General features: G+C 32.3%; 13 protein-coding genes and 2 pseudogenes. 11 read left to right on the forward strand and 4 right to left on the reverse strand.

The window, feature by feature from the left end; translation table 11 throughout:
* Positions 1-68: 68 nt before the first annotated feature.
* Positions 69-287, reverse strand: a complete 219-nt coding sequence (locus tag AAHN03_RS00165; protein ID WP_341761270.1) for a hypothetical protein — start codon at positions 285-287, stop codon at positions 69-71.
* A complete protein-coding gene (locus tag AAHN03_RS00170) occupies positions 271-711 on the reverse strand; it encodes a hypothetical protein (RefSeq protein ID WP_342278707.1) in 441 nt (146 codons plus the stop codon). The genes AAHN03_RS00165 and AAHN03_RS00170 overlap by 17 nt, the downstream gene beginning before the upstream one ends.
* Positions 712-959: 248 nt before the next feature.
* On the opposite strand from AAHN03_RS00170, the gene AAHN03_RS00175 reads away from it, so the two are divergent.
* The 5 genes and pseudogenes from AAHN03_RS00175 to AAHN03_RS00195 form a co-directional block, all read left to right on the forward strand.
* Positions 960-1,184, forward strand: a complete 225-nt coding sequence (locus AAHN03_RS00175; protein WP_342278708.1) for a ribbon-helix-helix domain-containing protein — start codon at positions 960-962, stop codon at positions 1,182-1,184.
* Positions 1,162-1,350 carry a hypothetical protein gene (locus AAHN03_RS00180; RefSeq protein WP_341761273.1) on the forward strand — a complete coding sequence of 63 codons (189 nt, stop codon included), beginning with the start codon at positions 1,162-1,164 and terminating at the stop codon, positions 1,348-1,350. The genes AAHN03_RS00175 and AAHN03_RS00180 overlap by 23 nt, the downstream gene beginning before the upstream one ends.
* Positions 1,351-1,594: 244 nt before the next feature.
* Positions 1,595-2,197: a transposase gene (locus AAHN03_RS00185; RefSeq protein ID WP_342278709.1), complete on the forward strand. Its 603-nt coding sequence runs from the start codon at positions 1,595-1,597 to the stop codon at positions 2,195-2,197.
* Between the two features lie 39 nt (positions 2,198-2,236).
* Positions 2,237-3,286: an IS110 family transposase gene (locus AAHN03_RS00190; RefSeq protein WP_342278307.1), complete on the forward strand. Its 1,050-nt coding sequence runs from the start codon at positions 2,237-2,239 to the stop codon at positions 3,284-3,286.
* Between the two features lie 574 nt (positions 3,287-3,860).
* Positions 3,861-4,541 (forward strand): annotated as a pseudogene (locus AAHN03_RS00195) (IS256 family transposase); the annotation flags it as partial.
* 347 nt (positions 4,542-4,888) lie between these two features.
* Here AAHN03_RS00195 and AAHN03_RS00200 read toward each other — a convergent pair.
* Positions 4,889-6,796 (reverse strand): ankyrin repeat domain-containing protein, encoded by a 1,908-nt coding sequence (locus AAHN03_RS00200; RefSeq protein WP_342278710.1) that lies wholly within the window; start codon positions 6,794-6,796, stop codon positions 4,889-4,891.
* Between the two features lie 454 nt (positions 6,797-7,250).
* Here AAHN03_RS00200 and AAHN03_RS00205 point away from each other — a divergent pair, with 454 nt between their 5' ends.
* Together AAHN03_RS00205 and AAHN03_RS00210 are read left to right on the forward strand one after the other, a co-directional pair.
* Positions 7,251-7,412, forward strand: a complete 162-nt coding sequence (locus AAHN03_RS00205) for a hypothetical protein (protein WP_341761148.1) — start codon at positions 7,251-7,253, stop codon at positions 7,410-7,412.
* A gap of 159 nt (positions 7,413-7,571) precedes the next feature.
* Positions 7,572-8,618: an IS110 family transposase gene (locus AAHN03_RS00210; RefSeq protein WP_342279216.1), complete on the forward strand. Its 1,047-nt coding sequence runs from the start codon at positions 7,572-7,574 to the stop codon at positions 8,616-8,618.
* 655 nt (positions 8,619-9,273) lie between these two features.
* Here the strand turns inward: AAHN03_RS00210 and AAHN03_RS00215 are convergent.
* Positions 9,274-9,516: an ATP-binding protein gene (locus AAHN03_RS00215; RefSeq protein WP_342278711.1), complete on the reverse strand. Its 243-nt coding sequence runs from the start codon at positions 9,514-9,516 to the stop codon at positions 9,274-9,276.
* A gap of 128 nt (positions 9,517-9,644) precedes the next feature.
* Here AAHN03_RS00215 and AAHN03_RS00220 point away from each other — a divergent pair, with 128 nt between their 5' ends.
* The 4 genes and pseudogenes from AAHN03_RS00220 (at position 9,645) to AAHN03_RS00240 (ending at position 13,479) form a co-directional block, all read left to right on the forward strand.
* Positions 9,645-10,370 carry a hypothetical protein gene (locus AAHN03_RS00220; protein WP_342278712.1) on the forward strand — a complete coding sequence of 242 codons (726 nt, stop codon included), beginning with the start codon at positions 9,645-9,647 and terminating at the stop codon, positions 10,368-10,370.
* Between the two features lie 90 nt (positions 10,371-10,460).
* Positions 10,461-12,302, forward strand: a complete 1,842-nt coding sequence (locus AAHN03_RS00225) for an AAA family ATPase (RefSeq protein ID WP_342278713.1) — start codon at positions 10,461-10,463, stop codon at positions 12,300-12,302.
* A gap of 147 nt (positions 12,303-12,449) precedes the next feature.
* Positions 12,450-13,135 (forward strand): annotated as a pseudogene (locus AAHN03_RS07610) (integrase core domain-containing protein).
* Positions 13,136-13,236: 101 nt separating this feature from the next.
* Complete coding sequence (locus AAHN03_RS00240; RefSeq protein ID WP_342278714.1) at positions 13,237-13,479, forward strand: hypothetical protein; 243 nt, start codon at positions 13,237-13,239, stop codon at positions 13,477-13,479.
* The last annotated feature ends 187 nt before the right edge of the window (positions 13,480-13,666 follow it).

Here is a 13,666-nt window from a genome sequence, read left to right on the forward strand (position 1 = left end):
TACAAGCCATTGGAACAGTTGGAGAATGGATGAAGCAACGGTTATTGAGTAGTTATACTGATTATCTTTCAAAATAGAATTAACATGGTATCATGGTATAATTTAGTATTAGGTCTATCATTAGTTGGAATTAAATTATTAATTCTATTTTGAAAGATAATCAGTATGAGGACAAAACCTTCTTCCTTAATCTCAAAAGTTGCAGCTTGCTTACCAAAATCCTTGGCAATTGCCACATGGCTAAACGCTAAACAAATAATCAATAACAAATCATTTTTTCTCTGCATTGATCTTCTCTTCTAACAATTTAGCCTTACATAACTTCCTTTTCTCAGCCCATCTCCTCAAACTATTTAATTCATAAATCCTAATATCATAAAATTCTACAATCTGTTTGTCGCTCATACTCTCTACATCATAGAGCAAGGAATGATTCATAAACACATCTCCAGCACCAATACTGCTAATTTCATGATCATCAAAACCAGCAAGTATCATGCGAATCACTATTTGTTTCATCTTATCAGCTTTATTATCTCTCCTATCTAGCTGCTTGATATCCAAAACTTCATTATTTATTCTAGCAGGAGGCATGACTCTTGGAATAACTACACTAAAAATAATTGCTACAAATATTAGTATTATGACAGTTTGGAATATATATGCCTTCTTCACCTCTCCCCAAGCTTTGCTCTTATCAAATCTATCCATTATTTTTACCTCTTTTTGCTTTTAAATTTTCTTCAACCTTGTCATCTCCATAATCAATTTAATTACTTTTTGCTCATTAATTATCACCATAATAACTCCACATGCGTAAGATTTTTATTCTGCTACCTACTTCATCCACTTCATAAAATAATCTATGCTTTAAGTTAATACGCTTTGGAACGATTAATTTGACTTTACAAGAAGTATATACTATATTCAATAGTATATAATGTATTAAAAGTATACCTATGCATACAATCACATCAAAGCTACCAAATGATCTTTATAATAGACTAGACCAACTTGAAAAAATTATAGAGAAAAAGAAAAGTTATCTTATCAGAAAAGCAGTAGAGGGCTTTTTGGAAGAAAGGGAAGATTATTTTATAGCTTTAAACAGGTTAGAGCAAAAAAATCCTAGAATATCTTTAGAGCAGTTGGAAGATAATAATGACTTGGAAAGTCGAATTTGATCTCAAGGCTGTTAAAGAATTTAGAAAGCTAGATAAAACATCGCAAGGGTTAATCAGTAATTATTTTAAAAATAAGGTACTAAGATGTAGCCATCCTAAAGATTTAGGCAAGTCAATGCAATATGATTATATTGGATTATGGAGATATAGAATAGGAAAGTTATAGAGTGATTTGTAGCATAGAAGAAGAGCTATCAATAGTGCTTGTTTTAAGAGTAGCGATAAGGGATGAGGTTTATACTCATGACCACAAGGAATATTTATAAAAAACCAAAACTGCAATCAGAAAAAAAGAAAAGAGAACCAGGATTATCAAAACTTTCCGAGAGTCTATAATATAGTTTGTGTAAGTTGCAAAAGAAGCAGTAAGAGATTACTGTAAAAAGAAGTAACTAAAACAAAGGGAAATTATGGCTAAAGAAATAGGTAAAGATAAAGAAAAATTAAACATAGGTAATCATCTAGTAGAAGAATTATTATCAAAAGCAAACCCATCAGAGTTATTTGGTCGAGATGGTTTATTTCAACAGCTAAAGAAACAAATAGTTGAGAAAATATTAGCAAGTGAGTTAGATCATGAATTGGGCTACTCAAAACATAGTAAAGTAGAAAAAGTAGATAATAATCGTCGTAATGGTAGCTATGAGAAGACAGTAATTGATGATGATGGTCGTAAGTTGACATTAGAAGTACCAAGAGACCGGGAAGGTGAGTATAATCCACAATTAATACCAAAAGGGCTGAGGAGATTTAATGGATTTGATGAGAAGGTAATTTCACTTTATGGTAGAGGTATGACAGTCAGTGAGATTCGTGGTCACTTAGAAGAAATATATCAAACTGAAGTATCTAGTGATTTAATATCAACCATAACAGATGGAGTACTAGAGGAGGTAACTAGGTGGCAAAATCGCTGTTTAGATAGGATATACCCAATATTGTATTTGGATTGCATATATAATGGTATGGATCTACCCTATATACAGAATGAGAAGCGTATGCTAATCTTCTAGGATAGGAAATGAATCCTAAACAATAATAAGGAGATCCATATGGAAGTTACCACAATTGGTATAGATATTGCAAAAAGAATTTTTCAAATTCACGGTGTAGATAAAAATGGCAAGACAGTATTGAAGAAAAAATTAACGAGAGAGCAGATTTTAACTTTTATGGCTAACGTACCAAAATGTCTAGTAGGCATGGAAGCTTGCGGTGGAGCTAGCTATTGGGCAAGAGAATTAACAAAATTAGGTCATAAAGTAAAATTAATGGCCCCGCAGTTTGTTAAACCTTATGTTAAAACTAATAAAAATGATCAAGCTGATGCAGAAGCAATATGTGAGGCAGTAGCAAGACCTAATATGAGGTTTGTACCTATCAAAACTGTAGAGCAACAAGAAATTTTATTTATTCATAGAGTAAGGCAACGATTGGTAAAAAACCGTACTGCTCTTGCTAATGAGATCAGGGGATTATTACATGAATTTGGTTTTGTTATTCCGCAAGGAATCAATAAGATTATGACAAAATTAACTGAGATTTTAGATGCAGGGGCTTTAAGCCAGCTAAGCTATCAAACGTTTAGTGAGTTAAAAGAAGAATTTGTAGAAAATGATAAAAAAATAAAAGAGCTAGAACAACGATTAAAAATCATAGCTAGCCAGTATAGTAATCACCAACAACTAATGACGATACCAGGTATAGGTTTAATAACTGCCACAGCCTTAATAGCCTCAATAGGGAATGCTAGTTGTTTTGAAAATGGTAGGCAATTATCAGCATGGCTGGGATTAGTGCCAAGGCAACATTCTAGTGGTGGTAAAGATAAGTTGCTTGGTATTAGTAAAAGAGGTGATATTTATTTACGTACTTTGTTAATTCAAGGAGCAAGAGACGTTCTGAATAGCAAGATAAGATTTACCACGGAAGAACAAAAATCTAAAAAAGATTATAGCAAGTTTACTGAGTGGATGTTTAATTTATCTGAGAGAAACAGTCATAATAAAACAGTTGTCGCGGTAGCTAATAAGCTAGCAAGGGTGGTATTTGCATTACTCAGTTCAGGTAATGATTATACCGAGAGTAAAGTTTGTAGTTAAAAAAACTGCTCCAAATAATTGATGAAATGACATTATAGGTAATAAAAGTTTAACAAATTCCAATCCGGAATATGCGAAGAATGATAATATTGATGGTAAATAAGACGAACCTTAGCTTACGAAAAAACTGAATTTAGCAATGGCTCTTTAGAAGTCGAATATATGATAAGTATAAGTTTGTAAGCCAGCGAATTCCATCAGGGCTATAGGGTAAATTGCTTGATTTATTGTCTATAAGCCGGATACATGACTGCATTCGATTTTTTTGCTGTTATATATTATTTTTTTCTTGCATTGTTGGGTAGGTCCATACATGCTTGATTTATTGTCTATAAGCCGGATACATGACTGCATTCGATTTTTTTGCTGTTATATATTATTTTTTTCTTGCATTGTTGGGTAGGTCCATACATGCTTGATTTATTGTCTATAAGCCGGATACATGACTGCATTCGATTTTTTTGCTGTTATATATTATTTTTTTTTTGCATTGTTGGGTAGGTCCATACATGGGTAGGTCCATACATGGGTAGGTCCATACATGTTATCTAGGGACAATCATATAGTAATAAATAAAGCTGTATATTTGGCAATTGCGGTTAATATAGAAGGCAAGAAGGAGTTATTGGGCATTTGGATAGGAAAAAATGAAGGCTCTAAATTTTGGATGCAAGTAGTAACTGAATTAAAGAATCGAGGTGTAGAACAAATTTATGTTGCTTGCGTTGATGGTTTAAAAGGCTTTCCTGAGGCTATCAGTAGCATATTTCCTGCTACTATAGTACAACTATGTATAGTGCATATGGTACGCAATTCAGTAAAGTACGTGTCATATAAGGATTTAAAAGAGGTAACATCAGATTTAAAACAAATTTACACGGCAAATAACGAAGAAATGGCTCGTTTAAAACTGCAACAATTTAGTGTAAAATGGGATAAAAAATATCCAGTAATTTCTGATATTTGGCAGCGTAGTTGGTCAGGAATAATACCATTTTTTGCCTTTCCTGAGGAGATTAGAAAGGCGATTTATACCACGAATACTATAGAGTCTATAAATCGTCAAATTAGGAAAATTATTAAAAATAAAGGTGTATTTCCAGATGATAAATCAATTCAAAAGATAATATTTTTAGCCTTACAAAATGCGGCTAAAAAATGGACTATGCCTATAAAAGATTGGTCATTAGCTTTAAATCAATTTGAAATACTTTGTGGAGATTTTAAATATGATTTATTGGAAAATAAAAAATGAACTTACACAAAAAAAATGATTGACTCATATAGAGAGAATATCAGACAACTTGGCTATTACTTATCAAGCTGCCTGATTATTACTTATTGTCAGATTAAGTCGTAACTAGTATACCCGGGACTAAACATCTAATATCTTTCTCTTACTTTCCATCATTAACATCTCTGATTTTATACTCCTATTATTTATTCTAAAAATAATAGAAGTATATGTTGATAATAATGGATTAATAACGTACTATTCTTTCCACTTCTTAGGTGGGGCATTTTTCAACGCACATTAACCCATTTACGGGTCATTATTGCATGCTTTTTAACAAAAGTAGAAGAGTATACTATTCGGGTTAGCTATAGACTATCTCCGACAAGAACAACAGTAAAAATATCAGGATTAGAAAAATCAACTGGTCTAGGAGGTGGAAGGTAATCATAAATACCACTATCACTGCCCTCTACAGTAGGACTCCCCCCTACTTCTACAATGCTAGTATTTTCCTCTTGGACAGTATAATTATTCCCCTCTTTTACAGTATTACTACTTCCATCCTGTACACTTTTAGGATGATACCCACCTAAATATTGGATAGTATTATGAAAATAGTCTGATAAAAATTCACTAAGCGGTCTACATTCCTTTGAAGATACCATTACACACACTTTCTTAGCGTTATCTCCATCTATGATGACGGGTTTACCCATAAATTCAATTAAATTAGATTCAGGATTTTGATAATTATAATAAGAGCTATCATTACTTGTTGCTTCATTCTTGTGTTGCTTTTTATTTAATAAATAACATGCTACCCCACCCCCAAAAGTAATAACACTAGCTATCCCAGCAGCAAGATAATAATACAGAGAAGTTAATGCATTATTGTCTTGGTTTTGGGAATCTTTAACAAATGTTTTATTATAGGTATCTATACTATCTGCAACCGTAGTAGACTCTATATCTGACTCTTCTGGATATTTATCAATAGCACTATCAACATGCTCTTGTTTTATAGTGTTGTCTTTACCACGCTCATCTTGTTCATTGATATCCACCCCTTTCTCAATAGGCAATTTAATAATATCGTTTTGTTTGAACCAAGCTGCATTGCGTACTCGAGCAGTAAGCAGTTCAACACTATCAGTATGGTTTTCACTTATTGCAATGTCTAAAGGAGTATTACCATAATTATCCTGCACATTGATATTAGCACCTTCCTCTATAAGCAATTTAATAATATCGTTTTGCCCAAACCTAACTGCATCGTGTAAAGGAGTATTACCATAATTATCTTGCACATTGATATCAGCCCCCAATTGAATAAGCAACTTAGCACTATCATCATATCCTGTTCTTATTGCAATGTGTAAGGGAGTATTACCATAATTATCTTGCACATTGATATCAGCCCCCAATTGAATAAGCAACTTAGCACTATCATCATATCCTGTTCTTATTGCAATGTGTAAGGGAGTATTACCATAATTATCCTGTGCATTGATATTAGCACCTTCCTCTATAAGCAATTTAACATTATCAGCATGTTTTTGTCTTGTTGCATAATGTAAAGGAGTACTACCATGCTCATCCTGTGCATTGATATTAGCACCTTCCTCTATAAGCAATTTAACATTATCAGCATGTTTTTGTCTTGTTGCATAATGTAAAGGAGTACTACCATGCTCATCCTGTGCATTGATATTAGCACCTTCCTTAATAAGGAATTTTATAGCACTTACTGCTACATTTCGCTGAGCTGCAATATGTAAAACGGAAAAACCTTCATTATTTTTTATTTTTACATCAGCACCTTTCTCAACAAGAAATTTCATACCATCTAAATTACCTGTCAGTGCTGCTATAAGTAAAGGAGTATCACCGTTATCACTTTTAACATCTATATCAATACCTTGTTCAAGAAGAAATTCCATAATATCAAGGTAACCATAATAAGCTGCTGCATGCAAAGGATTATAGGAGTTAGGTATATTGTCTATTAATTGATGGATTATCTTCTGAGTTTCGTACCCACGATAAGGTAGGGAGTTAATGTACCCGCTTAAAGTTAGAGGCTCTGTAATCGTATTATCCTTATAATTGTTTTTTTCCTCAAATTGCTTAATACTAGCATTAAATACATTAGCTACTATATCTATATCATTATTAGAATTTATATTATCATAAGCCTTGGGAACACTTAACGTATTTATTACATTACTATTATAAGCACCAACGCTATTAATGCTTAATCCGGTATTAGTCATATCTCCTCCCATGAGATTAATTAAAAAAAATCTATCTATTTTTTAAGATTATCTGATACATCCCAAGTGTAAATACCCACTTAATTAAGGTGGGCATTATTGGTAATGTAAAATGTATATGCTCAAATGATTTGAAGAATTGGACTTGAAAACAAAGGGCAAGCTAGCACAGCGTACATGAGGTACATGAATCTCAAGAAACAATCCTTCAAATCACTTGGGTATATAACAAGAACATTAAGTTTTATTAATATTCTGCTAATGGACACCTTAAAGCGGGAGAACATATAGAAAATTTTTATATAATGCAAGAACTTATTATATAATTCGACTAGGGTAATTTAAAAGTCAGTGTGCCAAGAATCAATAACTTCATCGTAGTAAGTTATTGAATGCTAAGTAATAGATGGTGGTATGTCCACCGATATCGGCTACTCATCTTCGAGACAAAAAAGTGCTTAAAACGTCTAAAGAATCAGGTTTGCAGTGGTTTTGGCATGAAGTTTGTAGTCATGTAAACATCACTTTTCTACTTGACATACTAAAAATTAGTCAACATAATGCTTCTTATGTGTATTACCATTGTTTTGTTTCAAATAAAAACTCTTGTCATTAAAGTACACTTTTATCAGTATTTCTTTATTATAAAATTCCACAGGTGAAAAAATAATGGTATGAACCTCCTGATATACAGAATGAAAAGCAGTTGCTAATCTTCTAAAGTTAATATTAAATATTAAAATAACAATCAGGATGCTAAGATGGAAGTACCACAATTGGTATAGATATTGCAAAAAGAATTTTCCAAATTCATGGTGTAGATAAAAATGGTAAGACGGTATTAAAGAAAAAATTAATGAGAGATCAAGTTTTAACATTTATGGCTAATTTACCAAAATGTTTGGTAGGGATGGAAGCTTGCGGCGGAGCTAGTTACTGGGCAAGAGAAATAACTAAATTGGGGCATACAGTAAAACTAATGGCAGCACAATTTGTCAAACCGTATGTTAAAACTAATAAAAATGATCAAGCTGATGCAGAAGCTATATGTGAAGCGGTAACAAGACCAAATATGAGGTTTGTACCAATTAGAACTGTAGAACAACAAGATATTTTATCAATTCATCGAGTAAGAGAGAGATTGGTAAAAAATCGTACTGCCCTTGCTAATGAAATTAGGGGTCTACTACATGAATTTGGTTTTATTATTCCTCAAGGGATCAATAAGGTTATGACAAAATTAACCGAGATTTTAGATGAAGGAAATTTAAGCCAGCTGGGTTATCAAACATTTAGTGAACTGAAAGAGGAATTTTTGGATAATGACAAAAAAATAAAAGAGATAGAAAAAAGATTAAAAATAATAGCTAGCAACTTAACTCAATATCAACGATTAACAGCTATACCTGGTCTTGGTTTAATTACTGCTACTGCTTTAATAGCATCAATAGGTAATGCTACAAGTTTTGAGAATGGTAGGCAATTATCGGCATGGTTTGGATTAGTGCCAAGGCAGTATTCCAGTGGAGGGAAAGATAAGTTGCTTGGAATTAGCAAGCGAGGTGATGTTTACTTGCGTACTCTATTGATCCAAGGAGCTAGAGCTGTACTAAATGCCAAGATAAGATTTACATTGGAAGAACAAAAATCTAAAAAAGATTTTAGCAAATTTACGCAGTGGATGTTTAATTTATCTGAGCGAAATGGACATAATAAAACAGTAGTTGCTGTAGCTAATAAACTGGCAAGAGTGGTGTTTGCAGTACTAAGGTCAGGGGATGATTATGTAGAGAGTAAAGTTTGTAGCACAAAGCTATTATAATTAACATAAAATAAAATAAATAGTGGTTTATTAATTAATAGGTAAACAAAGAATATGTAAGAGATTCCAACCCGGAATATGCGTGAGATAATAATATTGAGATAATAATATTGATGGTAAATAAGACAAACCTTAGCTTACAAAGAAACTGATGACTACAATGGCTCTTTGAAGCCGATAAAATGATAAGTATATAGTAAATTTGTAAGCCAGCGAATTCCATCAGGGCTGTAGGATAAATTACACATAATTTATTAACTATAAGCTGGATACATGTATGCATTTGCATTTTTGCTATTAGATGTTATTTTTTTCTTGCATTTTACAGGAGGTTCATACATGTAGTCAGTAACGAGAATTTAATTCTACACTCCACTCGTCGCATAATACTCACGTTCTATAGCATAATTTCTGCTCATATTTATCTCGAAGATGAGCGGCTAGCACGAGCAGATATCAAACGACCCCACGGTGCTATTTCTGTCAAGGAGATGGTATTGATGTAAATTGTAATCATCTTTTGACCCCCTATTGTAATAAACTATTGACCCCTCTAACCACATAAAAAAATTAGTTAATTTTGGTTAAAATTCAGATAGAATTTTCTAAAATCATTGTAATTTTTAATTCATACCATAGTCTATTATTTTAATCTTTAATCTACATCTTTGCCTCCTCTAAAACTTTTATTACCAGTTTCTATGATTTGACAATGATGCGTTATCCTATCAATAATTGCCTTTGTTGCCTTAGGATTACCAAATATATCCCCCCATTCTTCAAACCTTAAATGGGTCGTTACAATGAACGAAGATTGTTCATATAATTTAGCAAACAGCTCAAATAATAAGAATCTAGCCTCGGCTTTTATTGGTACATAGCTCAGTTCATCTATCACAATAACATTTACAAGATTCAACAAATAAGGTTTTGTCGTATGTTGTAAATGGTAAAAGAATTAGGTATAATAAAATAAAAAATATAGCTATTAGAAATAGACCTATTAATTAACGTACTTATTTTTATATGATGAAAATTAACCAAATAATACCATTAATTAAAAACTTAGAAGAAGATTACACATTACTATTTCATGACGTTATTGGCAGTTTTATTAGTGAGATAACCGATCCGGATAATTTTGATGAAAACTCAGCAGAAGTTAATCTTCTAGAGTTAAGCAGTAAATTAGGCGAGAATATCACTAATTATATGATTTATGGTGCAACAGAGTTTTTTCTGAGTAACGAATATCCACATAGGATTACTAGAACACATTGGAATTGTATTGATCACTTGTTAAAAACTCAAGGGGATTCTTTTACTGATATGGACAAAAAGTATTTGCTGGGGTTACGAGATTCTTACATGTGTATTTATAAAGTGGCAGATGTATACAGAGGAAAGAATCTGACTTTGACTAATATGATTGAGAGCAAGCACAAACCAATTACCATAAAAGGCATAGACAGTAACCAAGATATAGAGATAGGAGATATTATAGGGTGTCGTGTAGTGAAGGTAAATCAGGAATATTTACTATCATCAGTTTGTTTAGTATTAACTTCTAAAGCAGCGAGCAACGCTATCAAGATGATAAAACAAATATCTAAGATGGCGTTAACCAAAAAAAGCCTTAAATTATACATGAAAATTTATAAAGACCCTGAATTAATGTTTAAAAAGATTTGGGCTAAAGAAATCATGGAACAATGGTTCTTATATGCTAGAGAACCTTACACATTAAATTGATTAATACCATAAAGGTTTCGTTATAAAAACTAAACCTTCATACAACCAAGTAAATTATCAAATAATAAAAAAAATATGACCTTTAACCCTTTGAGCAATACAACAACTGAAAGCATTAGTAAGATTTTATATGAGCATAAACTACCTAGCATGAGGGTAGGTACTGATGACTTTAAAACGTTATTGTTAAATAGTGATGTATTTGTTGATAAAAGCTTAATGATCAAAGAATTACTAGAAGACAGTGGAGAAGTAATTCTAATTACCCGACCAAGACGTTGGGGTAAAAGCCTTAATATGGATATGATTAGGAGATTCTTTGAAATAGAAATAGATGAGCATGGCAATCCCTCATCATTAGAGCATCAGAACAATATCAAATTATTTACAGGTGGAGAAATAGATTTAGGACTTGCAACTGGTAGAAAAAAATTACTTCAAAAGCTCAAAGTAGCTGAGTATCCACATATTATTTTGGAATATCAAGGTCAATTCCCCATAATATTCATCACATTTAAAAGCGTGGAAGGTTCAAGCTATCACGATATTGAACAAGGAGTAAAAAGCCAGTTACGGAAATTATTTCAGTCACATAGATATTTAGCTAATAGTGATAAGCTTGCATCAGATGAACGAGCAGATTTCAACCAATATTTATTTGGCGAGGTAACTCTAGACAATATCAAAAATAGTTTGGCTATTTTAAGCCATTTGCTTTACAAACATTATAATAGAAAACCTTGGGTGTTGATTGATGAATATGATACGCCCATTAATAGTGCTTACAGGTGGTTTGGTACTAATGAGACAGAATTTCAGAAAGTGTTAGAAATTTTTCGTGGAATCATGAAATCTACCTTTAAAAAGGAAACTGGCGATCAAGAATTACCAGTCGAACGAGGAGTTATTACAGGAATTTTGCGGATTGCTAAAGCTGAATTATTTTCCGGTTTGAATAATGTTAAAGAATATAGTTTATTAGATAAAAAATTTGCGAGTGTTTATGGATTTACTCAAACAGAAGTGAATGAGTTATTAACTAAAGTACCACTTACTACTAGCTCAGAAGAAATTAAAGATTGGTATAATGGCTATAATTTTGGGGAAGAACTCATCTATAATCCTTGGTCAATTATGATGTGTTTATCAAGTGAAGGTAAGCTTGATCATTACTGGCTTGATAGTGGTGGGACAGGTTTGATAGATAAAGTATTATTATCAGATGAAATGCAGGAAGATTTACAGAGCTTAGCTGCTGGCAAGAGTATCACTTCACCTATTACCAAACAAATTAGTTTTGCTGACATCAATAAGCCAATAGGACTGTTTAGTTTGTTATTATTTAGTGGATATTTAAACCCTACAGTTCAAAATTCAGAAGAAAATATATATGAATTGTCAGCACCTAATAGAGAAGTACGGTACATATATAAAGTAAGAATGCTCCAATGGGTAACTGATCAGTTAAAAATTGATAGTTCTAGATATTACTCGTTTGTTAGCTTGTTACCAGTAGGTAAAATAGAAGAATTTAAAGCACGGTTACAAGAATTGCTACAAAATTCTACCAGTTTTTATCAAACAGGAAATAAAAAAGCTGAATTATTTTATAGTGGCTTTATGCTAGGGATTGTTAATATGCTAGCACCTAGCTATACAATATCAAGTGAGCAAGAATCAGGCGATGGACGAGCTGATTTAATCATGATCCCTAAAGCTAGTAAAGGTGATAAAGCCATGATTATCGAGTATAAAATCGCTAAACCTTCTGAAGATTTAGCCTTGGTAGCCCAAATGGGATTAAAGCAAATTATAGATAAGCAATATGATGTAAAGGTTAAAGAACATTCTCACGTCAAAAAAATCATTAAACTTTCAATAGCTTTTTGTGGTAAAAATATGGATTTACAATATCAGGTTACAGAGCTTTAGTAAGAGACTGTAAGCGTTTGAATAATCAGTAATTTTATGTGTAAAAGTAAAGACTTGATCTGACAGTTTGGAGTTGTTGGGTACGAAAATATGGAATAAAATCATACCCAGCAAATTTTAACAACCTCTTATTAAGGAGACTGTCAGATGACAACATATCAAGAAAAAATTATAAAACCAAGAATTGGTTTATTACAATTAGCAGAACAACTAGGAAACGTATAGCAAGCTTGTAAAGTAATGGGCTATAGCAGAGATACATTTTACCGCTATAAGGAACTACATGAACAAGGTGGAGCAGAATCTTTGTTTGAGATGACTAGAAAGAAGCCATGTTTGAAGAATCGTGTTCCATCTAATATCGAGGATGCAGTAGTTAATAGACTTCTTTCGAAACTCTACTTCTGCTGGTGATTTGTACGTCGATGCGGTACTCGAATCCTCACGTACATTAGAGTACGCTGCGGTTCTGCGTTCCGCGTCTCCTTCAAATCCCTCAGCATAAGCGAGTTTCGAAAGAAGTCTATTCTAGAACTAAAGCATATAGTCCTCAAACTAATGGTATATGTGAGCGTTTTCACAAAACTATGCAGGAAGAGTGCTATCACATTCTATTCCGTAAAAAGCTCTATAATACATTAGATGAGTTACAAGCTGATATAGATACTTGGCTTATAAATTATAATAACGAAAGGTCTCATTCAGGTAAACATTGTTTTGGTAAAACACCAATGCAAACTTTTAGAGATTCACTTTATATTGCTAAAGATAAAAATATTAGTAATATAGAGAGAATATCAGACAACTTGGCTATTACTTATCAAGCTGCCTGATTATTACTTATTGTCAGATTAAGTCGTAACTAGTACACCTTAAAACACGAGGATTTAACTTTGAAAACACCCATATAATACATTTAGATAGAATTAGTAAATTGCTTGGTTTACTTGCTATAGCATTTACTTTTGCTTATGTTGTGGGTCAATGGCAAAATTCTATCAAACCTATAAAGCTTAAAAAACATGGTAGAAAGTCTATCTCCTTATTCAGGTATGACTTAGATTACTTGCAGAGAATATTTTTGAATATTGAAGAAATGATGGAAAAATGGATGGAAGTTATAACAAAATTTATTAAGCCCATAACACCATCTTTACTTCGATTATCACCTTGTTAATCTCTTTGTCCTGTACTGAGCAAAATTTATTCAATTTATTTGATTTAACGATGCCCCAAATGACAAAATCTGCAAAATGATAAAATAATGGTATGGACCTCCTGATATACAGAATGAAAAGCAGTTGCTAATCTTCTAAAGTTAATATTAAATATTAAAATAACAATCAGGAGGCTAAGACGGAAGT

Source organism: Candidatus Tisiphia endosymbiont of Myopa tessellatipennis (assembly GCF_964031105.1).
Taxonomy (GTDB): domain Bacteria; phylum Pseudomonadota; class Alphaproteobacteria; order Rickettsiales; family Rickettsiaceae; genus Tisiphia.

Coding starts and splice junctions, on each gene's coding strand:
- AAHN03_RS00175 (WP_342278708.1), top strand. CDS start 960: ATGCATACAATCACATCAAAGCTACCAAATGATCTTTATAATAGACTA.
- AAHN03_RS00220 (WP_342278712.1), top strand. CDS start 9,645: ATGATGAAAATTAACCAAATAATACCATTAATTAAAAACTTAGAAGAA.
- AAHN03_RS00185 (WP_342278709.1), top strand. CDS start 1,595: ATGGCTAAAGAAATAGGTAAAGATAAAGAAAAATTAAACATAGGTAAT.
- AAHN03_RS00170 (WP_342278707.1), bottom strand. CDS start 711: ATGGATAGATTTGATAAGAGCAAAGCTTGGGGAGAGGTGAAGAAGGCA.
- AAHN03_RS00190 (WP_342278307.1), top strand. CDS start 2,237: ATGGAAGTTACCACAATTGGTATAGATATTGCAAAAAGAATTTTTCAA.
- AAHN03_RS00180 (WP_341761273.1), top strand. CDS start 1,162: ATGACTTGGAAAGTCGAATTTGATCTCAAGGCTGTTAAAGAATTTAGA.
- AAHN03_RS00165 (WP_341761270.1), bottom strand. CDS start 287: ATGCAGAGAAAAAATGATTTGTTATTGATTATTTGTTTAGCGTTTAGC.
- AAHN03_RS00200 (WP_342278710.1), bottom strand. CDS start 6,796: ATGACTAATACCGGATTAAGCATTAATAGCGTTGGTGCTTATAATAGT.